22 protein-coding genes are annotated in these 19278 nt (G+C 66.3%); 3 read left to right on the top strand and 19 right to left on the bottom strand.

Annotated features, from left to right (window positions below; genetic code table 11):
* Positions 1-14: 14 nt before the first annotated feature.
* Positions 15-407 carry a hypothetical protein gene (locus HTA01S_RS23925; protein ID WP_157572258.1) on the bottom strand — a complete coding sequence of 131 codons (393 nt, stop codon included), beginning with the start codon at positions 405-407 and terminating at the stop codon, positions 15-17.
* 148 nt (positions 408-555) lie between these two features.
* On the opposite strand from HTA01S_RS23925, the gene HTA01S_RS23920 reads away from it, so the two are divergent.
* A complete protein-coding gene (locus tag HTA01S_RS23920) occupies positions 556-948 on the top strand; it encodes a GFA family protein (RefSeq protein WP_068176483.1) in 393 nt (130 codons plus the stop codon).
* A 15-nt stretch (positions 949-963) separates the two neighbouring features.
* On the opposite strand, the gene HTA01S_RS23915 is transcribed toward HTA01S_RS23920, so the two are convergent.
* From HTA01S_RS23915 to HTA01S_RS23880, 12 genes are all read right to left on the bottom strand, one after another.
* Positions 964-1383: a DUF3052 family protein gene (locus HTA01S_RS23915; RefSeq protein WP_068176406.1), complete on the bottom strand. Its 420-nt coding sequence runs from the start codon at positions 1381-1383 to the stop codon at positions 964-966.
* 77 nt (positions 1384-1460) lie between these two features.
* A complete protein-coding gene (locus HTA01S_RS25705) occupies positions 1461-1805 on the bottom strand; it encodes a hypothetical protein (protein WP_174545219.1) in 345 nt (114 codons plus the stop codon).
* 55 nt (positions 1806-1860) lie between these two features.
* Entirely contained in the window at positions 1861-2379 is a 519-nt protein-coding gene (locus tag HTA01S_RS23905) for a hypothetical protein (protein ID WP_068176401.1), read from the bottom strand.
* Positions 2380-2442: 63 nt separating this feature from the next.
* Positions 2443-2718 (bottom strand): barstar family protein, encoded by a 276-nt coding sequence (locus HTA01S_RS24990; protein WP_084236553.1) that lies wholly within the window; start codon positions 2716-2718, stop codon positions 2443-2445.
* A 250-nt stretch (positions 2719-2968) separates the two neighbouring features.
* Complete coding sequence (locus HTA01S_RS23900) at positions 2969-3328, bottom strand: DUF6232 family protein (RefSeq protein ID WP_068176399.1); 360 nt, start codon at positions 3326-3328, stop codon at positions 2969-2971.
* A gap of 123 nt (positions 3329-3451) precedes the next feature.
* A complete protein-coding gene (locus tag HTA01S_RS24985; protein WP_084236551.1) occupies positions 3452-3898 on the bottom strand; it encodes a DUF1810 domain-containing protein in 447 nt (148 codons plus the stop codon).
* A 1-nt stretch (position 3899) separates the two neighbouring features.
* Positions 3900-4382 (bottom strand): DUF4760 domain-containing protein, encoded by a 483-nt coding sequence (locus HTA01S_RS26305; RefSeq protein WP_456318564.1) that lies wholly within the window; start codon positions 4380-4382, stop codon positions 3900-3902.
* A gap of 77 nt (positions 4383-4459) precedes the next feature.
* Positions 4460-4720, bottom strand: coding sequence for a hypothetical protein (locus HTA01S_RS25460; protein WP_157572257.1), 261 nt, complete (start codon positions 4718-4720; stop codon positions 4460-4462).
* A gap of 643 nt (positions 4721-5363) precedes the next feature.
* Complete coding sequence (locus tag HTA01S_RS23895) at positions 5364-6386, bottom strand: DUF1513 domain-containing protein (RefSeq protein ID WP_245638188.1); 1023 nt, start codon at positions 6384-6386, stop codon at positions 5364-5366.
* Between the two features lie 181 nt (positions 6387-6567).
* Positions 6568-7701, bottom strand: a complete 1134-nt coding sequence (locus HTA01S_RS23890; RefSeq protein WP_068176394.1) for an imelysin family protein — start codon at positions 7699-7701, stop codon at positions 6568-6570.
* Entirely contained in the window at positions 7698-9203 is a 1506-nt protein-coding gene (locus tag HTA01S_RS23885; protein ID WP_068176390.1) for a di-heme oxidoreductase family protein, read from the bottom strand. Before HTA01S_RS23885 ends, HTA01S_RS23890 begins: the two co-directional genes overlap by 4 nt.
* Before the next feature lie 139 nt (positions 9204-9342).
* Positions 9343-10530 (bottom strand): imelysin family protein, encoded by a 1188-nt coding sequence (locus HTA01S_RS23880; RefSeq protein WP_068176387.1) that lies wholly within the window; start codon positions 10528-10530, stop codon positions 9343-9345.
* A gap of 253 nt (positions 10531-10783) precedes the next feature.
* Here HTA01S_RS23880 and HTA01S_RS23875 point away from each other — a divergent pair, with 253 nt between their 5' ends.
* Together HTA01S_RS23875 and HTA01S_RS23870 are read left to right on the top strand one after the other, a co-directional pair.
* Positions 10784-11275 (top strand): hypothetical protein, encoded by a 492-nt coding sequence (locus HTA01S_RS23875; protein ID WP_068176383.1) that lies wholly within the window; start codon positions 10784-10786, stop codon positions 11273-11275.
* Between the two features lie 8 nt (positions 11276-11283).
* Complete coding sequence (locus HTA01S_RS23870; RefSeq protein ID WP_157572256.1) at positions 11284-12579, top strand: DUF2325 domain-containing protein; 1296 nt, start codon at positions 11284-11286, stop codon at positions 12577-12579.
* Between the two features lie 16 nt (positions 12580-12595).
* On the opposite strand, the gene HTA01S_RS23865 is transcribed toward HTA01S_RS23870, so the two are convergent.
* The 6 genes from HTA01S_RS23865 to HTA01S_RS23840 form a co-directional block, all read right to left on the bottom strand.
* Positions 12596-13555, bottom strand: a complete 960-nt coding sequence (locus HTA01S_RS23865) for a 1-phosphofructokinase family hexose kinase (RefSeq protein WP_068176377.1) — start codon at positions 13553-13555, stop codon at positions 12596-12598.
* A complete protein-coding gene (locus tag HTA01S_RS23860; protein WP_068176372.1) occupies positions 13552-14373 on the bottom strand; it encodes an ABC transporter ATP-binding protein in 822 nt (273 codons plus the stop codon). Before HTA01S_RS23860 ends, HTA01S_RS23865 begins: the two co-directional genes overlap by 4 nt.
* Entirely contained in the window at positions 14366-15433 is a 1068-nt protein-coding gene (locus HTA01S_RS23855; RefSeq protein WP_068176368.1) for a FecCD family ABC transporter permease, read from the bottom strand. Before HTA01S_RS23855 ends, HTA01S_RS23860 begins: the two co-directional genes overlap by 8 nt.
* Positions 15430-16533 (bottom strand): ABC transporter substrate-binding protein, encoded by a 1104-nt coding sequence (locus tag HTA01S_RS23850; RefSeq protein WP_068176365.1) that lies wholly within the window; start codon positions 16531-16533, stop codon positions 15430-15432. Before HTA01S_RS23850 ends, HTA01S_RS23855 begins: the two co-directional genes overlap by 4 nt.
* Positions 16534-17637, bottom strand: coding sequence for an ABC transporter substrate-binding protein (locus tag HTA01S_RS23845; protein ID WP_068176361.1), 1104 nt, complete (start codon positions 17635-17637; stop codon positions 16534-16536).
* Between the two features lie 103 nt (positions 17638-17740).
* Positions 17741-19135: an aminopeptidase P N-terminal domain-containing protein gene (locus tag HTA01S_RS23840; protein ID WP_068176358.1), complete on the bottom strand. Its 1395-nt coding sequence runs from the start codon at positions 19133-19135 to the stop codon at positions 17741-17743.
* Between the last annotated feature and the right edge of the window lie 143 nt (positions 19136-19278).

The raw sequence follows: 19278 nt of genomic DNA, 5'->3' as shown, positions 1-19278 counted from the left end.
GCGACACAAGTTGCTTATGCGGTGTTTACCACCGTGGCCTTTGTGGATTGCAGCCACCGAAAGGAATAGAGGGCAAATGCAAGGTCTCCGAGGGTAATGAGAAATGTCCTGAGCTGGATGTCCCCACCCACCAAGCACGCGAGGGCCACAAAGAACACGCCAGTCTTGCCAATGGCCGCCAGCGCAACGACGGGCCGGGAAATGAGGGGTTGCAGGGCCAGCCACACATACGTGCCGCTGAACAGAACGACAAAGAAGATGAGCATCCAGAGGTAGAAGACTGAGCCCACGGGCGGCAGCGCCGCAAAGGCGCCCAGCGTCGATGGGAACAGGAGCATCAGGGCGATCAGCAGGTTGAACGCGGCTCCCATCCACAAGACCTTGCGCATCGTTGGTGAGTCGGTCATTGAATACAACTCCACGGTTGTGGTCTCTCTCATGAGGTCTAACATCCGACCTTCCTTGCCCCGGGAAGGCCGACGGCGCAAACCGGTTGCCATGATGCACCAGGCGCTCGACGCCATTCCTCCACGGCGAAACTTTGAGGAGACCCGCATGGACCGATTCACGGGTGGTTGTCTGTGTGGCGACGTGAGGTTGGTGGCGTTGGGGCGCCCTTACCGCGTTGGCCTTTGCCACTGTCTGGACTGCCGCAAACACCACGGGGCCCTGTTCCACGGCTCCGCGGTGTTCCCTCAGGAGGCGGTGACGATTGAAGGCGAAGCACGCGAATACCAGGGGCGGTTCTTCTGCCCCCGCTGCGGCTCGTCGGTCTTCGGGCGCAGTGGGGACGAGGTCGAAGTGAACCTGGGTTCCCTGGATGCCCCGGACCAGCTCACGCCGACCTACGAACTCTGGACCGTCCGCCGCGAATCCTGGCTACCGCCTTTTCCGCTCGCCAAGCGGTACGAACACGATAGGGAAACCACGGGCCGCACGGAGGAGTAGGCCGCATTCCTCTTCTCAGCGAAGCTCTTTGCGAACCACAAGCTTGAGCCCCGACCAGACTTCCGTGACGGCGCAGACCTTGATGTCTACAAACCCCAAGGGAAGCGCCAACTCGCGAATGGTGTCTTCCGTGATGGTGGTGGGAATCTTCGCGGCCTTCTTGGGCCAAGAGACCCATAGTGCTGCGTCAGAGTTCAGCTTCTTGCGCAGGGCGCTCAGGATCTTTGCCAGGTCTTCTCTCTGAGTGACAAACACGTGAGCGATATCTACCGTCGAATCGGGTTGGCTCACGAACTGCACGGCGGGCGGAAGTGGAACCAAGAGACTCGCGTAGTTCTTCGGCGCTTCAATCAGCAGCACGCGATGAGCTTCTTTGATGCCGAGCTTCTTGGAGAGCGGCGTTCCAGAGTAACCAGCGGGGTCTGGGGCTTTCATGCGGCTTCACGTGTGACATGAGCAGCGGCTGGAAGACGTCCGCTCCATGGAAGGGTTCGCCGTCCGGTGGAAGACGCTCATGTTCCCCCACTGACGAACTGCAGCGCCTCGCGGGCCAGAGATAGGCACTCACCCGTTGTGGTGCGACGAAGCGCCAGCCACTCTTTCATGAGGCGACCGTGCCCGGGATCGAACCGCTCGCCAAGGCCGCGAGTTTCGAGCTCTTCGACACGTTGCCGCGGCAACTTCAACACGAGCGCACCCCCGGAGGAAACCATGGCGAAGATCTTGCCGTTCACCTGCAAGGCGGACGAGCCGAAGCCCTTCCTTCCGCGCTGCCCGACTGAGACCCCTGGTTCTCCTGATAGCGCGGCAACGATGGCAGCGAAGCGCTGTTCTACTTCGGACATGGTGATGGACATGATCGCTCCCGCGGCTCAAGACGCCCGACGTTTGACATAGGTGGCAGGTTAGCCGTCATTTCCACTTCGCGTTCTTTAGCGCCGAACGCACTTGGTCCACAACAAGCAGCCCGTTCGCCTCAGGAAGGGGCTCTGGCAGAGCGATGATGAAGTCGTAACCGCGAACGGCGGTGAACACGGAGAGCAGCAGCGTCGCATTCTCGGGCCCGTAGACCATCTCGCTATAAGTGACAGAGCCCGGCAACGATGTCGTCGTCTGAGGAACGATGAAGCGGACGTCCTTCAATTTCTTTGGTTCATCGAACAAGTACCGCTGCATGTTTGCTTGAGTGTTCTCGAACATCTTTTTCTTGTCACCCAAGGAAAGGTCACTTGGCATGGTGGCGATCCTGATGAACACCTTCTCGTTGGCTTCCGAGACGGCCATCACGCCGTCTCGCTCGGTCCTGAACGTCCACTGGCCTGGAAACTCCAGGTCTACGAACTCGGTTTCAAGGGTCGCGGCTCTCGCGCTCGGGAACAGCGCCCAAGTGCATGTGATCGCAGCGAATGCAAGCGCGCGTAGGTGTTTCATGGTGGATGGAGTTGAAAACAAGTCGTCGCCGAAGGCGGTCCACTGAAATGCGGGTTAGAGGGTTTATTCAACGGTCACCTTCACTGTGGTGGAGCGACTGGCTATGTCGCGGAGTGCTTCTAAAAAAAGCCCGCCACGAAATGACCGCAGGGGTGCGGTATTGATGAATCGAAGCTGGCATTCTCCAGGCCAACCTGGACCACCATTCAGCCCGTCCCAGAACGCATCAAGGTTCCGCCCAAAGTAGCCAGCACCTTCTGGTTCAGTCGCACGGACGTAGGCAGACCAGAAGTCCACCTCCGAATGAACCGCGCTGCAATCAACGACGATGGATTGCATGTCTTCCAATTATCTCCAACTGGGTTCCTCCCTCGCCGCTCGACGCCAATAACTCTTCCAGCAGCTTGCCTGCCGCTTGTATTGTTTGACGCGACGCTTCCGAAGATTCCATGCTGGCCCGAACCACGACAGGGTCCCAATCAGATGCCGGATGTACGACCGCAGGCGATTCCCCAACAGCCATACATCAATCAGATTCTTGCCTTTGTGGGAGGAGTCCATATAAGAAGGGCGTCATTACACCGCGGCCTTACCCACGATGAACAATGGCGTCGTTAAGCGCGGCTACCACCTTGCCAAGGTACTCCTTCTGGTATGTTGTCAGCGCCTTCGTTTCCCCGCCGGAAGTTCTTAGCATCACGTGATAGACCGCTCTTTGCTTGTAGAGAAAGTAGATGGATAGCGCGATTACGGGAATGCCAAAGAAGGCGTTTTCTGTTGTTGCCGCGATGCCGATGAGAAGGCAAATGATGCCCCAAAATCGTTGCGGAGGTTCGGTAAGTGAATTCACGGATGTGATGTTTCTCATAGCAAAAGTTTGGCCATCGACGACGAATCGGGTGTTTGTGACCTTTACGCCTTCGTATTCAAAAAATGTCTTCTCGTCCATGTGCGCTTCCTTGTGATTGTGATAGTCCAAGTGATGAGCTTCTAGTGGCAACTAACGATATATGCTCGGCGGCAGGGAAAAGCAGAACGAGTGGCGAGTGTCGCTTCTCCTTATCCGCTGGAGTTACTCGTTGGCTCCATAGGCTTGAAGTAACTCGTGGGTCTTTGTATCTCGCAGCCCTTGATAATACTTCTCAAGAACTTTTGTGAATGCATCATTCTCGGAAACGTTTTCAAATAAGGTCATAGACGACCTGAGTTTTAATAGATCAGGATATCCAAAAATATCTTCCGCCGTCACTCCATCAACCGACAGCAGGACATTGGCACATTCGAGCAGTCTTTTCCCAAGAACAGGGTCGGCTAGGTATTCCCTAGCTTCTGCACGACTTTGAATCCCAAAGAAATCGCCTTTTGTACTAGACCCCAAGCCCCGAATTTGAGGGAATATGAACCACATCCAGTGCCCCTCCTTTTTTCCCTGTCTCAGTTCAGTCAATGCGGAGTCGTAAATATCTGCCTGAGCATCAATAAAGCGGTGCAGTTTTCTTGCTTGGGGTAAATTCGGCATGTTAGCAGACCTTCTTTGCCTCTTCGTACAGCCATTTAAAGTTACTCCAATATGTTGCGCGTGCACCCAGCCGATTGCGATGAGCATCGATCCATGGCTCAAGCACCTCATAGCAATGAATGATGCTTGGGCCCCAGTTGGCAGCAACAAGGTCTACGGGAGCGATGCCCGATCTCACCAGTGCCCCCGCAACATCATAATTTGCTGTCACTCTAGAGGCGTGATCTTTTTCGTCACTGGTCCATTCTTCCATGGGTTTCTGCGATAGCACTGCGCAAACCGTATGTCGCGCCTTCCGCACATTAGGCTCCTGAAGGAAATCCACAAGGGACAATCCGCTTTGGGCTCTTGATGCCTCTTGCATAGAAAGAAGCTGATGAGACATGACTCGAAGCTGTCGGTGGTAGACAAAGAGCGCACCAAAAGTTGCGAGTGCAACTAGGACTTGAAGGACTAATGTTGCAAGCTCGTAATTGGATACAATGTTTCCCGAAAAAATTCATTTTTGACATTAAGGACGGCAGAGAGCACTAGCCCGGGACGTTCATCCCGATGAAGGCACTAGATTGACGCAACCCAGAATCGCTGAGGCTGAATAACAGAATGGTTACTTTCCGCCAGAATTTTGAAGAAGGAGTATGCAGCCAGCCGATGGTTTCCGTCCATTACACGAAATCCTGCCTCTGTTTTGAGCAGCGTCGGCGTGTCGGGAAGGTTCCTAGTGGCGGTTAAATGCGAAAGTACGCGGTCAAATCGCTCCTTGAGATCCGGGATGGAAGTGCTGTAGATATTTATTTCGCCCATGGCGGCAGCACGGATCATCTGAGTGATAGTGTCTCGAGTCCGAGGTTCAAGTTGATTGAACTCAATGTCGCGGTGATGTAGAGACCAATTTAGATCTGTCCAATAGCCCAGGGGCTTTCTCCCAAGAAGATATGGCCATCTGGGTCCCCGAGGCATGTTGTCTCGTCCCTCGAAGGGTGGCCAGCCCTCTGAACGTGCGTATGGCAGTAGCCAGTCGGTCAAAACCTCATCGGGGAAGTTTGGAAGCGTTGCCTTTAGGTCGGCCAGATGGGGTGTTTCCATGCAGCCTAGCCTACGTTTATCAGCGGCGGAACGACGTCTGAAGCAAGCACAGGACTCCTCTTGCGGCTGGTAATACCTTGTTGAGTTGAACCGCACAAGGCAGCGGCGTGTTTTTGTTCTGAATAGGCAGTGTAAGTTTCAACCGCCGATTCGGGCAATGACAGATGCCAACTGACAGGCCTGTTGTGTGCGGTTGACCACGCTGGCGCGTTTGCATGTAGGTCCAATTGTGCGGTGCGAGGTCGTTGAAACGGCCGTGATCGTGCGGGGCCCTCACAAGTTCTGCGATTTGCCGTCCTCCCATAGCGCATCGAGAAAGGCCTGGAAGAAGCCGGCCCGCAACTCGAACAGCGAAAGCCGCCGAGCCCCCGTCAGAAACTCAGCCAGACAAACCAGGCCATCCCTGCCAATGGTTGTCAAACCGCACCCCCGCGCTGACCGACGCGGCCGCGCTGGCCACCACCGGCCCGGGCGCGCCGCCCATTTGCAGCACGCCTTCGCTGCCGCTGGCCCACCAGTGGCCGGCGCGTTTGGCCAGGGCGTAGGCCTCTTGGTGGGGCTGGTCGTGGTGCCAGCGTGCGTCGGCGCCGAACAGGGCGAGGCGGTGGGCGCGGGGGCAGCTCACCACGAAACCGCCGCCCGGGCGGGCGCAGATGTCGCCGCCGTAGCCCATCAGCGTGGGTTGCTCCGTGGCGGCGCGCAGGCTGTTGCCGTCGCACACGGCCAGCACCGGCGCGCGCTGGCGCGTGGGCAGGTCGGGGTGTTCGGCCTGCAGCGCCACGCCCACGCGGCGCGAGACCGGGTCCCAGGCCAGGTGGCGGATGCTGAGCAAGGGGTCGGCCAGGCGCCACTGGGCCAGCAGCGCGCCGCTGCGCGGGTCCAGCGCCACGAGCGAGGCGTCCATGCGGTCCAGCGCGCGTTTGGCGCGGCCGGTTTCGGGCAGGGTGGGGATGCCGCCGTTGGCCACGATCAGGCTGCCGGCGGGCAGCTCGCCCAGGCGCTCGGGCAGGGCCAGCAGTTCGTGCGGGTCCATGCCGTGGGTGGGCCATTCGGCCTGTTTGTCCAGGCTCTTGGCCTGGCGCACGCCGAGCCGTCCTTGCGCGGTGTCCAGATCGGTTTCGGTGGTCCAGAGCGTGGCGCCGTCGGCGCTGGCGATGACGTGGCCGTTGAAGCGGCGGTCGTCGCCCATCCAGTGCCATTGCGTCTGGCCGCTCGTGGGGTGCCAGCGCAGCAGCCAGTCGCCCGGGCGGCGCGCCACGGCCAGCACCGATCCGCCGGCCTCGGCCCACAAGCCGTGCGCCCGCGTCGGCACCACGAACGAGCGCTGCACAGACCAGGACGTGTCACCGATCGACAGCAGGCCGATGTGCTGCTCCGCGTTGCTCTGCCAGGCGGCGAGCAAGGTGGCGCCAGCACGGTCAGCGCGCGCTGCGGGCAGCAGCAGAGCACCCGCCCCCAGCACACAAAGCATCCGGCGCGAAATGCCCGTTCCAGCGGCCACCGCGGAACCGGCTTTGCCGGGCCGCTGGTGGCGTCCCCCCCCAGGGGAGAAGACGCCAACGGCAGCGCGGGGGGGGAGCCCTCTAGTCTCCGTCGGCATCGGAAAACCCCAAAGGAATGTCGAGCGCGGCGGCCACTTCGTTCTGGAACAGCACGGCCACCGCCTGCAGCGTGGCCGTGAGCGCCAGCAGTTCACGCGGTCCGCTCTGGGGCTGCAACTGGGCGAGGCCGCTGTCCACGCGGTCCAGCGCCTGGCCGAAGCGTTGCGCCAGCGCGAGCTGCCCTTTGCCGATCAGCAGGGCTTCCAGCGGCACCAGGGCTTGCCCCGGCGTGGGCGGCGTCTGGCGCTGCGCGGGGCTGAGCCGGGCATGGGCGCGCAGGCTCTGCCACTGCGAGCGCCAGTCGGCCAGGTTGTGTTCAGGCGTCTGGCGCGGGAATCCGATGGCGCCACCCTTGCCCGTGGTCTGGTGCGACTGGATGGGTTTGCCGATGTGCGCCCAGCGCAGCCGCTCCAGGCCGGCGAGCCACTGGTTGACCCACTCGGCCATGGCGATGCCGGTGGCTTCGGGCGAATCGGCCCAGTCCTGCGCGGCCAGGGTGTCCAGCGCGGTCTTGAGTTCGCGCGCTTCGATCGCGATGGCCTGGGCGGACAGGTGCACGTAGCTGCAGGTCGCGGCGTCCAGGCGGGCCGCCGCGGGGGCCGCAGAGCTTGCAAAAAGCAGCCGCTCCAGCGCCGGGAAGCCTTTGGCGGGCGTGCCCACGCGGTCCATGTCGGCCAGGGTCTGCGGCGCTTTCTGCAGCGCCTTGCGCAGCAGCGCGGGGCGGGTGGGCCAGAAGTCGATCTGGCGCTGCGAGCGGCGCTCCACCACCGGGCCCACGGCGGGCGTGGACAAGGCCTGCCAGGCCAGCAGGGTCTGGCGCCACTGCGCGCGCAGCGCGGTCAGCGGGGCCTCGCCCTGGCAATGGCGCGCGGCGCTGTTCACCAGGGCCTGGGCCTGTTCCTCGAAGGCCGCCGCCAGCGGCGGCAGGTGGTGGCTGTACAAGCCCTGCATGGCCTGCTCGGCCGAGTAGTAGGGGAAGGCATTCGCGGGCGCGGTGACCGGGGTCGCCGTCCCGGGCAGCGCCTCGGCGGCGGGGACCGACTGCGCCAGGGCCGGGGCCAGGCCCAGCGCGCACACCAGCAGCGCCAGGGCGTTCAGTGGCGGCCAGCGCTTCACAGCGACTCCACGAACTTCACCAGCGCTTCGCGGTCGCGGCGGTTCATCTTCAGCACCTGTTCCTTGGCGGGCTGTGCTTCGCCGCCGTGCCAGAGCACGGCTTCGAGCACGCCGTTGGCGCGCCCGTCGTGCAGCAGGCGCTGGTGGCCGTTCACGTCCTGGATCAGGCCCACGCCCCAGAGCGGGGGCGTTTTCCACTGCGTGCCGCTGGCCTGGAAGTCGGGCCGGCCATCGGCCAGCGCGGCGCCCATGTCGTGCAGCAGCAGGTCGGTGTAGGGCCAGATGCGTTGGCCCGACACGCGCGCGCTGGTGAGCGCGGGGAACGGGCCTTCGCCGGTCACGTAGCTGGGCCGGTGGCAGGCCGCGCACTGCGCCTGCGCAAACAGCGCCTGCCCGCGCAGCACCTGCGGGTCGTCGGCCTTGCGGCGCGCGGCCGGCGCCAGCGTGGCCTGGTAGAAGATCACCTGGCCGAGCGTTTCGTCGTCGATCTCGGGCACCGCCGCGCTGGCATGGGCCGCGGGCATCAGGCCGTCGTGGCCGCGGCGTTTGCCGCCGCCGTGCGGCGCGCCCTGGCAGTCTTTCTGCGCCGGGGTGCAGCCCTCCTGCGCGAAGGCGCTGCTGGTGATGCCGATGTCGCCGTTGAAGGCGCCGGCCGTCTGGTGCGCGATGCTCGCTACGTTGGCCTTCCAGCCGAAACGGCCGATGCGCTCGGCCCGCGCGAAGGCGTCCCACACGCGGTTGGGCTGGCCCTTGATGGGGCCTGGCGCGGCCGCCTGCTCGCGGGCGTTGCGCAGGATCTCGGCCTCGGGAATGGCTTCGAGCAGGCCGATGCCGGCGATCTGCGGCGCGATGCGCGGGCTCACCTGCACGTCTTTGGCCATGGGGCCGTAGCCCAGGCCGGCCAGGGTGTAGAGCGGCTGGCGCAGCGTGTAGCGCGTGCCGTCGGCAAAGCGGCCGTGGATGGGCCGGCTGCGGATCTCCACCCGGCCCTCGGGCCGCACGCCCTGGACGGCGGCGTTGTTGAACTGGTCGCCGTAGGTCGGCTCGGGCACCACGCCGGCGTGCGGCGCGGGCGTGCCCGGCACCGACAGGCGCATCAGCAGCGCCACCGTGTTGTCGGGCTCCGGGCCGAGGGTTTTGGTCCAGTCGGGCGGCGCGCCGCGCCCGTCCATCACGTGGCAGCCGGCGCAGGAGCGCGCGATGAAATGCGGCCCCAGGCCGTCGCGCGCCGTGGTGGACGCGGGGGCCTCGACCCAGTTGCGTTTGAAGAAGGAGTTGCCGATGACGAAGCGCGTCTGTTCGGCGTCGCCCAGGTTGGCGAAGGGAAACGAAAACGCCTGGCGCCCGGTGGCGTGCACCGTGGTGGCGCCCCCCGTCAACACACCCAGCGGATCGGGGTCGGTGTCAGCGCTGGCCCGCCCATGCAGGGCCAGCATCGCCGCCCCAGCGGCGATGGCCCCCATGGCCAGCGCGACACGCGTGGCTTTGGGAAAGTTGGACATGATGAATCGAGGCGCGAAAAATGCAGACACACTGCGAGAGAGAGGGGAAGTCAACCAGAGTGCGGTGGAACCGGCTTTGCCGGACCACTCGCACTGCCCCCCTTCAGGGGGTGACGCCGCAGGCGGCGCGGGCGGGTGATCAGGGTTCCACGAGAGTGAGCCTTGCGATGCCCACCGCCGATGCCGACTCGACCAGCAGCTTGGACTGCGCCACCAGGCTCGCGATGGTCTTCTCGATGGCCGGGCGGCCGGCCGCACCCTTGGCGATGGCGCGGTCGAACGGCGCCGGGATGGCTTCGGCGCCTTGGACGGAGCTGGCGATCTGGGCCGTGGTCTTCTCGGCCAGGGCCGGGTTCTTTGCCGCCACCAGATCGCGCACGCCCGGGCCTTCCAGCTTGCTGCCATCGCGCCGGGTGAACTGGCCCAGCCACACGTTCTGGATGCCCTTGGCGTTGTTCACCACGTCGCGGTGCGTGTTGTCGGAGAAGCAGGAGTGTTCGTCTTCCTGGTCCTGCGAGTTCAGCGCCACTTCCATGCGCTCGCCCGCGAGTTCACCGCGCGAGAGCGAGCCCAGGCCGACGATGATCTTGCGCACCGATTCCTGGCCGCCCTTCTCGAACTTCGCGCGGTAGTTCTTCGCGCCCGGCGCCCAGGCCGCGGCCATGGCCGAAAGGTCGTCCACCAGCAGCTCGGTGACCACCGTCAGGTACAACGCGCGGCGCTCGGCGTTGTCGGTCTTGCCTTTCACATAGTCCTCAAACGAGCGCTTGCCCGGGCCGGTCTCGCTCTGGTCCTGGCCCCAGAGCAGGAACTCCACGGCGTGCCAGCCGGCGCTGATGTTCTCTTCGCCACCGCGTTCGTTGGCCTTGGCCAGCGCGGCCTTGGTGATCTTGAATTTCGGTGTGTTCACCAGGCCGGCCTTGGGCTTGCCGCTCACGTAGTCCACATAGGCCTCGTCCAGCGGCCAGGCGTTGATCTGGCCTTCGGGGCCCTTGGCGTCGTCGATCGGGCCGCCGTAGAAGCGGAATGCCTCGGTCTGGCCGTAGAACTCGCGGCCTTCCAGCCAGGCCTTGCGCGCCTTTTCCAGGCCCTCGGCCGAGGGCGCGGCGACGAAGGCGGCGATGGCGGCCTGCATGTCCTTGGCGGCGGCCAGGGTGTCGCTGTAGCTGGCGTGCACCAGGGCGGCGTAGTGGGCGGCCACGGCCTTGGCGTCGACAGCGCTCGCGGCGGCGGCAGCAGCAGGCGTGGCGGCGTGGGCGGGCAGGCCCGTGAGGGCGGCGCTGGCGGTCAGGGTGGCGATGGCCAGGGTCAAGGCGCGCAGGGTCATGGAAGTTCCTTGAGTAAAGTAAATGAGAACGATTCTATTTCAAATGGTTTTGGATGTTCCGCTCCTGCCAGGCGTCCGGATCGCGGTGCGCCATTGCCTGGCAGTTTCGTCTCGATGGGGAGCCGGATACGGCTTGCGCTTCGTCAACGGAACGGGCCGGGATCGCCGCGCATCGCTTAAGTTTTAAATAAGAATCGTTATCATCAAACCATTGGCGATCCGCCAGTGTTCGATCCACAGGGGAGGTGTTTGCATGTCACTGTCAAGCGTCGAGACCGGCCAGGGCGGCCATTTCATTCCGTTGAGCGCATGGCCGGGCTGGACCGAGACCATGCGTCAGGCCTCGCGGGCGCACCGCATGGGCCAGGTGTTGCAGGCGCTGGCGTTTTACCGCCTGGCGCTGGGCATGGCGCGCGAGGGCCTGGCCGCGGGCCGGGAGCCGGACGCGGACGCCTGCCTCTCGGCCCTGGTCTGCAGCAGCCGCTGCCTCTCGGCGCTGCAGGCCGACGAGGGCAGCAGCGCGCTGGCGGCCGAGGTGCTGGCCGACGCGCACCTCGCCCTGCTCGGGCTGATCCACCGCGAACCGGCGGGCAGCGCCTGGCGCAAGGCCGCGGTCTGGCACAGCCACGAGACCCACACCGCCCTGCTCGAGCACTGGCAGGCGCACGGCGCCGATCCGGCCATCGAGCGCGCGCTGCGCGCCGGCTGCCTGGTGCTCTGCACCCCCAGCGCTGCGGTGCACTGAGCATGTGCGTGTTCAAGAAACCCGGCCAGGCCGATGCCCTGGGCGACCTGGCGGCGCGTTATGCGGCGCAAGCCGTGGATGGAGCGACCCCCGCTGCCGATGACGCGGACCGCGCGCGCGGTTCGGCGCGCCGCAAGCTCTGGACGCTGGGCAACCACGCGGCCTGCCCCGTCACCGGCGTCTGCCTGCGCCTGCCCGAGCTGCAGAAGCTGGCCCGCAAGGCCGATCTCCCGCTGGACGGCTGCTCGGAATACGAGATGCACATCGCCCTGGTGAGCGAATGCCGCCGGCGCACGCCGCTGGCCGAGATGGTGCAGCGCGAGCTGGACAGCCGCTACGAGCTGTTCATCGGCCAGTCGCTGCGCCTGAAGACCACCGAAGCGCTGGCGAAGTGGTGGGACCGCTCCTGCATGGGCATGGACTGGGCGGGCGTGTTCTGGGCCGTGCTGACCCATTCCCGCTGCACGCCCGAACTCGAATTCGCCGTGCTGGGCCAGGTGCACATGCTGCAGCACCAGGTGGGCATGGCCGCCCGGGTGGACCAGACCCGGCTGCAGACGCTCGTGCAAGAGAACCACCAGCTGGGCGACGAGCTGATCCACGCGCAGCAGCGGCTGCAGACCATGGGGCAGGAACAGGTGCTGCGCAAGGAGCGGCACCAGGCCGCGCTGATGCACCTGCGCGCCGAGCTCATCCGCGCGCAGACCGAGCGGGCGCAGGCGCTGGCCGAGCTGGAGGCGTTGAAACAGCAGACCCCGGAGCTGCCCCAGCGCCAGCGCCTGCTGGACGACAACCGCCAGCTGGCCGAGCACAACCAGCAATTGCGCCGGGCCCTGAACCTCGCCACCCAGGCCGCCTGGCCCGCGCCGGCTACCCCGGGGGCCAGCGGCCCCACGGAGAAAGCCGCCGACGCCCGCGCGCTGCCGCCGGACGAAGGCCTGCCCATCCACGACCGCTCGGTGTTGTGTGTGGGCGGGCGCACCCGCGTGATCCCCATCTACCGCGAACTGATCGAGGACAAGGGCGCCCGCTTTCTGCACCACGACGGCGGCGAAGAGGACAACGCCGGCCAGCTGGGGCCGCTGCTGCAGTCGGCCGACGTGGTGATCTGCCAGGTGGGGTGCATCAGCCACAACGCCTACTGGCGCGTGAAAGAACACTGCAAACGCCACGGCAAACCCTGCCTGTTCGTGGAAACGCCCAGCCGCTCCGCGCTGGAGCGGGTTCTCGGGGGCTGCCGCGAGCCGGCGCCGGCCGCCCTGTGCGAGGTGGGGGGCGACGCGCTGGTGGACAAGGCGCGCTGACGGTGCACAGAAAGCCTCAGTCCACCGGGTGGATCCGCACCTGTGGCAGCAGGCGCTGCACGTCCTCGCGGCTGCACAGGCCGGTGCCGATCGACAGCAGCGTGGCCGAGCCGGCGGCGACCCCGAGCGCAAACGCCTCTGGCAGCGGCTGGCACTGCTGCAGGGCGGCGACCACACCGCCCACGAAACTGTCGCCCGCCCCCACCGCGCTGCTCACGGGAATGTCCAGCGGATCGGCCCGCCAGCTGGATTCGCGGGTCACCAGCAGGGCGCCCAGGTGGCCCAGCGTCAGCGCCACCACCTCGGTGGAGCCGCGTTCGATCAGCCCGCGGGCCGCCGCCAGCCACTGCTCGGGCGTGTCCAGGGCCTGCCCGCTGAGCGCGGCGAGTTCGCGCAGATTGGGCTTGAACAGGTACACCCCTTCGGCCAGGGCCGCCTCCAGCGCCGGCCCGGAGGTGTCGAGCACCATGCGTGCGCCGCGCGTGCGGCACAGGCGCGCGAGCCGGGCGTAGAAGTCCGCCGGCACGCCCGGCGGCAGGCTGCCGCTGGCCACCAGCAGATCGGGGAACGGCGTGAGCGCCTGCAGGTGGTCCAGGCAGGCCTGCCATTCGGCGCCGCTCAGGTGCGGGCCGGGCATGACAAAACGGAACTCGGCGCCGGTGCTGTGTTCGTGCACCGTGAAGCTCACGCGCGTCTCGTCGGCGATGGGCAGGAATACGCTGTGAATGCCCTCTTCGCGCATGCGCTTCTGCAGCCACTGGCCGGCCGAGCCGCCGGTAGGGCAAAGGGCGGTGCACTCGCCCCCCAGGCGGGTCAACACCCGCGCCACGTTGACGCCGCCGCCGCCCGCGTCGTGCAGGGTCTCGCTGCAGCGCAGCTTGTGCGTGGGCACCACGGATTCGGTTTCGGTCGCGAGATCGACCGAGGGGTTCATCGTGAGGCAGAGGACGCGGAGCGGAGGAGCGGACGTGTTCATGCGCCGGTTGTACCGCAAACCGCGTGCGCCACGCCTTCGCGCGCGGCGGGACGGGTGGCGCGCAGGGTGCGCACGTAGGGCTGGCCGTCCCGATCGTGGTGAACGTCCACCGGCACGTGGTACAGGCGGTGGATGAGGTCGCGGCTCAACACCTCGGCCGGGGGGCCGAAGGCCTGCAGGCGGCCGTCGCCGAGCACGATCAGCTGGTCGGCGAACTGCGCCGCCAGGTTCAGGTCGTGCAGCACGGCCACGCTGACCCAGCCCTGTTCGGTGGTCTGCGCCTGGAGGTGCTCCATGAGCTGCATCTGGTGCTTCAGATCGAGCGCGCTGACCGGTTCGTCCAGCAGCATCAGCCGCGGCTGGCGCAGCAGCACCTGGGCAAACAGCACCATCTGCCGTTGCCCGCCGCTCAGGGTGTGCACCGGGCGGTCGGCCAGGTGGGCAATGTCCAGCGCCTGCAAGGCCTCCAGCGCCGCCCTCAGATCGTCGTCCGACAGCCGCATCGACAGCCGCTGCAGGCGCCCCAGCACCACCACTTCGAGCGCGCTCAGGTCCAGGTCGAGCTGGGTGTTCTGCGGCATGTAGCCAATGCCCTGGCGCCAGGCGGTCAGTGCGTGGGGCGTCATCGGCGTTCCATGCAGGCGCACGCCGCCGCGCGTCAGCGGCAGCTCGCCGAACAGAGCGCGCAGCAGGCTGGTCTTGCCGGTGCCGTTGGGGCCGATGATCACGTGCAGTTGCCCGGCGTGCAGTTGCAGGTTCAGCCCCTCGACCAGGGTCAGCTCGCCGATGCGCAGGGTCAGGTCGTGAAGCTCAAGCACGGCCGCGCTTTCGGTGGCCCAGGATGAGCCATATCAGGAAGGGAACCCCGATCAGTGCCGTCACGATGCCGATGGGAAACAGGGCGCCGGGCACGATGGACTTGGACAGCACCGACGAGACCGAGAGCATCAGCGCACCGCACAGCGCCGACTGCGGGATCAGGAAGCGCTGGTCTTCGCCGACCTGCATGCGCGCGATGTGCGGCGACACCAGGCCGATGAAGCCGATGATGCCCACGAAGCTGATGGCGGTGGCCGTCATCAGCGCGACCAGCACCAGGGTCTTCAGGCGCAGCCGCGTGACGTTCACGCCCAGGCTGCGCGCACGCGCCTCGCCCAGGCGCAGGCAGGTCAGTTGCCAGGCGTCGCGGTACAGCAGCAGCGCGCACACCAGGGTCACGCCCGCGGTGATCCCCAGCATCGGCCAGGTGGTGCGCATCAGGCTGCCGAACAGCCAGAAGATGATCTGCTGGTTCAGTTCGGGCGAAGAGAGGAACTGCAGCAGCGACAGCAGCGACTGGAACAGGAACAGCAGCGCGATGCCGGCCAGGATGATGGTCTGGCTGCTGACATGGCGCATCAGCGCCAGCCCGAACAGAAAGCTGGCTGCCAGCATGCAGCAGACGAAGGCGCCAACGGGGATCGCCACCAGGGGCGGCAGGCCCAGGCCGCCGGTGACCAGGGCCAGCGCCGCGCCAAAACCGGCGGCCGCCGCCAGCCCCAGCGTGTACGGGCTGGCCAGGGGGTTGTCGAGCAGGGTCTGCATCTGCACCCCGCCCAGCCCCAGCGCCGCACCCACCACCAGGGCCATGAGCGCGATCGGCAGGCGCATGTCCATCACGATGGCGCGCGTCATCGGGTCGGCCGCGGCGGGCGCCACCAGCGTGCGCAACACCTCGCCCAGCGCCAGCAGCGAGGGGCCGGTGGCCACGTCCAGCGTCAGGCTGCACAGGCCCAGGCCGACGAACAGGAGCAGCCAACGCCAGCGGCGTGCCTCGCGCCCACGCTGGCGCCGCAGGACCTGGACGCCCAGGTCGGGCGCGGCGGTGGTGTCGGTCATTTGCCGTTGAGCACGAAGGTGCCCTGGGGCTGGATGGGCAGGTAGCGGCGGTAGAAGTCGCGGTAGGTGGCGTCCGGATCGATGTCGGCAAACAGCGTCGGGTACAGCGCCTTGGCCAGGTACTGCAGCTGCGCCGCATCCAGCAGGCTGCGCGTGGCACCGTGGTAGACGCCGTGCAGGCGGCCGTCCTGCAGCGCCGGCAGGGCGCCCCAGCCCTTGCGCTGTGCGAAGCCTTGCAGGCGCCGGCGCGCTTCCGCCGCGGGCACACCGAAGCCCATCTGCATGGCGTCGGGGCGGCTGACACTTTCATAGCCCGCGATGAGCACCACCTGCGGTTTCGCGACCAGCAGCTGTTCGGGGTTGATCGGCCCCCAGTCCTTGACGAAAGGCGCGGCCACGTTGTCGCCACCGACCAGATCGATCATGGCGCCCCACATGTTCTTGCCGTAGGTGTAGCTGTGCTCGGCGGGTCCCTTGTCGCCCAGCTCGATGTACGTGCGCGGGCGGGGCAGCTTGGCCTGGGCGATGCGCTGCTGGATCGTCTGCACGACCTGGCGGTAGCCATCGGCGATACCCTGCGCGCGCGCCGTCTCCCCGGTGAGCTGGCCCAGCACCTTGGTGCTGGCCATATGGCGTTCCAGGGTCTGCGCGTTGTAGTCCACCACCACCACGGGAATGCCGGCGGCCTCCAGGCGCGGGATCTCGGACGCCAGGGCCTTGAACTGCCAGTCGGCCAGGATCACCACGTCGGGTTTCGTGGCCAGCACCTTCTCGAGCGAAAAACTCTGGTCCTGCACGTTGCCCACGTCGGGCACGTCGCGCAGCGTGGGCCGCGCGGTCGCGTACTGTTCCCACACGGCGGGCCGCGACTTGACGAACCAGCCCCGCGACAGACCCACCAGGCGGTCGAAGGCCTTGTCGCCGCCGACGGCGAAGTAGTCCTCGACATAGAAGCCCAGCAGCACCCGCTGGGCCGGCAATTCCAGCGTGAGCTTGCGGCCCAGCACGTCTTCGATGGTGCTGGGCGCGGCCCAGGCACCGAGCGCGCTCAGCGCGAGCGTGGCGCCCAGCGCCAGTTGTTTCCACAGGTGGCGTGTCATTTACATCTCCAGCGCGAAGCTGCCCTTGGCCTGCACCGGCAGGTAGCGTTGGTAGAAGCCCAGGTAGTTGGCCTGCGGATCGACGTCCTTGAACAGCGTGGGGTACAGGGCCTTGGCCATGAACTGCACCATGGTGTAGTCCAGCACCGAGCGCGACGCGCCCTGGTAGACCGCGTACAGGCGCTGGTTCTTCACAGCCGGCAGCTCGCTCCACCCGGCGCGCCGGGCAAAGCCCTGCAGGCGCTGGGCCGACTGTTCGGGCGCCACCCCCTGGCCCATGAGCATGGAGGTCGGGTTCTGGGTCGACTCCGTGCCGGCGATGAACACCACCTCGGGCCGTGCGGCCAGCACCTTCTCCGGGTTCATCGGGCCGTACCACTCGACGAAGGGCGTGGCGATGTTGTCGCCGCCGGCCAACGCGCCCAGCGGACCCCACATGCCCTTGCCGTAGCTGAAGCTGTACTCGGCCGGTCCCTTGTTGCCGAACTCCACATAGAAGCGCGGCTTGGGCTGCTTGGCCGCGGCAATGCGCGAGCGCACCTGGTCGATGGCGGCCTGGTATTCGTCGGCGATCTTCTGCGCGCGCGTCGGATCGCCCGCGATCTTGCCGAGCAGCAGCGTGCTGGCGCGGTGGTTGGCCGGCAGCTCCAGGTTGTAGTCCACCACCACCACGGGCACCCCGGCGTCTTCCAGCCGTTTCACGTCCGGGCCCAGGCCCTTGTATTGCCATTCGGCCAGCACCACCACGTCGGGCCTGAGCGCCAGCACCTTCTCCACGGAGAAGGTCTGCGCCTCGACCTCGCCCACGTCGGGCAGCTCCTTGAGCGAGGGCCGGTGGGCCGCGAACAGCGACCAGTTGGCCGGGCGCCAGCCCTCCCAGGCCTCGCGGGAGAAGCCGACCACACGGTCAAAGGCCTTTTCGCCGCCGATGGCCATGTAGTCTTCGAAATAGAAACCCAGCAGCACGCGCTGGGCGGGCAGGTCGACGCGCACGGACCGGCCGAGCACGTCCTTGACGGTTTGTGGGGCCGCCTGCGCGGCGTGGATCAGACCGGCCGTCAGGCCCAGGACGCACAGCCAGCGCGCGGCGGGGGCGATTCGCATGAACACTCCTTCGGAAGGCCGGGCGTGCCGGCGAAGGTCAGCATTCTATATGCGAATGATTCTCAGAAAGTTTTGAAATTCCGATGTCCGGCCCGTCAACACATCAGCGCATCAGCGCTTCGATCTCGTCGGCCTGCACCGGCACGCCGCGCGAGATGAGTTCGCAGCCGGTGTCGGTGACGAAGGCGTCGTCTTCGATGCGGATGCCGATGTTCCAGAACTCGCGCGGCACGCCGTCGCTGGGCCGCACGTACAGGCCGGGCTCGATGGTCAGCGCCATGCCGGGGCGCAGGATGCGGCTGGGGCGGTCCAGGATGGTCTCGCCGCTGAGCGCGTCCTGGCGCTCGCTCACAGTGCCCACCTCACTCGGCTCCACGTAGCTGCCGCAGTCGTGCACGTCCATGCCCAGCCAGTGGCCGGTGCGGTGCATGTAGTGGGCGAAGTAGTGGCGGTGCTGGATCGCGTCCTCCAGCGTGCCGACCTGGTTCTTGTCGAGCAGGCCGAGGTCCAGCATGCCCTGCGTGAGCACCCTCACCGCCGCTTCGTGGGGCGCCACGAAACGCGCGCCGGGTCGGGTGGCTTCGATCGCGGCCACCTGGCTGGCCAGCACCAGGTCGTAGAGCACGCGCTGCGGGCCGCTGAAGCGGCCGTTGGCGGGGAAGGTGCGCGTGATGTCCGAGGCATAACCGTCGAGTTCGCAGCCAGCGTCGATCAGCACCAGTTCACCGTCACGGATCGGCGCGTTGTCGGCCCGGTAGTGCAGCACGCAGGCGTTGGCGCCGGCGGCCACGATGCTGCCGTAGGCCGGGTACTGCGAGCCGTGCTGGCGGAATTCGTGCAGCAGTTCGGCGTCGAGGTGGTACTCGCGCACGTCCTGCCCGGCGCGCAGCATGGCGGCGCTGCGCTGCATGGCGCGGATGTGGGCGCCCGCGCTGATCTGCGCGGCGCGGCGCATGGTGTCGCGCTCGAACGGGTCCTTGAAGAGCCGCATCTCGTCGAGCACGCCGCACAGGTCGCGCTGCGATTCGGGGCACAGCGCGCCGAATCGCACCCGCGCGCGCACCGACTGCAGCCAGCCGTCGATCCGGCCTTCGAGGCCCTTGTGGGTGGCGAAGGGGTACCACACGGTGTGGCGGTTCTCCAGCAGCCGGGGCAGGCGCTGGTCGAGCTCGGTCACCGCAAAGGCCGCGCTCACGCCCAGGTGCTCGGGCGCGGCCTCGGGGCCCAGGCGGATGCCGTCCCAGATCTCACGCTCCAGGTCTTTGGGCTGGCAAAACAGCGTGGTCTCGCCCTCGGCGGTGATCACCAGCCAGGCGTTGGGTTCGGAGAACCCGGTCAGGTAATAGAAGTAACTGTCGTGGCGGAACAGGAAGTCGCTGTCGCGGTTGCGCTGGCGTTCCAGCGCGGTCGGCACGATGGCGATGCCGCCGGGGCCCAGTTGGGCGGCCACGCGGGCGCGGCGTTCGGCGTAGAGGGTGTGGGAGGTGTGTGCGTCCATGGCGGCATTCTCCGTGTTTTGCAACGACCCCACAGTGCCACTGCCCGGTGCGCAGTTCAACCAAGGATGCGGTGGAACCGGCTTCGCCGGGCCACTCGCATCGCCCCCCTTGGGGGGGTGACGCCGCAGGCGGCGCGGGGGGG

It is taken from the genome of Hydrogenophaga taeniospiralis CCUG 15921 (genome assembly GCF_001592305.1).
Classification (GTDB): domain Bacteria; phylum Pseudomonadota; class Gammaproteobacteria; order Burkholderiales; family Burkholderiaceae_C; genus Hydrogenophaga; species Hydrogenophaga taeniospiralis.
This window is presented reverse-complemented; position numbering and strand designations above follow the sequence as displayed.

Excerpts from the sequence above, each read along its gene's own strand:
- HTA01S_RS23925 (WP_157572258.1), bottom strand. The coding sequence starts at position 407 with ATGACCGACTCACCAACGATGCGCAAGGTCTTGTGGATGGGAGCCGCG.
- HTA01S_RS23920 (WP_068176483.1), top strand. The coding sequence starts at position 556 with ATGGACCGATTCACGGGTGGTTGTCTGTGTGGCGACGTGAGGTTGGTG.
- HTA01S_RS23915 (WP_068176406.1), bottom strand. The coding sequence starts at position 1,383 with ATGAAAGCCCCAGACCCCGCTGGTTACTCTGGAACGCCGCTCTCCAAG.
- HTA01S_RS25705 (WP_174545219.1), bottom strand. The coding sequence starts at position 1,805 with ATGTCCATCACCATGTCCGAAGTAGAACAGCGCTTCGCTGCCATCGTT.
- HTA01S_RS23905 (WP_068176401.1), bottom strand. The coding sequence starts at position 2,379 with ATGAAACACCTACGCGCGCTTGCATTCGCTGCGATCACATGCACTTGG.
- HTA01S_RS24990 (WP_084236553.1), bottom strand. The coding sequence starts at position 2,718 with ATGCAATCCATCGTCGTTGATTGCAGCGCGGTTCATTCGGAGGTGGAC.
- HTA01S_RS23900 (WP_068176399.1), bottom strand. The coding sequence starts at position 3,328 with ATGGACGAGAAGACATTTTTTGAATACGAAGGCGTAAAGGTCACAAAC.
- HTA01S_RS24985 (WP_084236551.1), bottom strand. The coding sequence starts at position 3,898 with ATGCCGAATTTACCCCAAGCAAGAAAACTGCACCGCTTTATTGATGCT.
- HTA01S_RS25460 (WP_157572257.1), bottom strand. The coding sequence starts at position 4,720 with ATGATCCGTGCTGCCGCCATGGGCGAAATAAATATCTACAGCACTTCC.
- HTA01S_RS23885 (WP_068176390.1), bottom strand. The coding sequence starts at position 9,203 with ATGTCCAACTTTCCCAAAGCCACGCGTGTCGCGCTGGCCATGGGGGCC.
- HTA01S_RS23880 (WP_068176387.1), bottom strand. The coding sequence starts at position 10,530 with ATGACCCTGCGCGCCTTGACCCTGGCCATCGCCACCCTGACCGCCAGC.
- HTA01S_RS23875 (WP_068176383.1), top strand. The coding sequence starts at position 10,784 with ATGTCACTGTCAAGCGTCGAGACCGGCCAGGGCGGCCATTTCATTCCG.
- HTA01S_RS23865 (WP_068176377.1), bottom strand. The coding sequence starts at position 13,555 with ATGAACACGTCCGCTCCTCCGCTCCGCGTCCTCTGCCTCACGATGAAC.
- HTA01S_RS23855 (WP_068176368.1), bottom strand. The coding sequence starts at position 15,433 with ATGACCGACACCACCGCCGCGCCCGACCTGGGCGTCCAGGTCCTGCGG.
- HTA01S_RS23850 (WP_068176365.1), bottom strand. The coding sequence starts at position 16,533 with ATGACACGCCACCTGTGGAAACAACTGGCGCTGGGCGCCACGCTCGCG.
- HTA01S_RS23845 (WP_068176361.1), bottom strand. The coding sequence starts at position 17,637 with ATGCGAATCGCCCCCGCCGCGCGCTGGCTGTGCGTCCTGGGCCTGACG.
- HTA01S_RS23840 (WP_068176358.1), bottom strand. The coding sequence starts at position 19,135 with ATGGACGCACACACCTCCCACACCCTCTACGCCGAACGCCGCGCCCGC.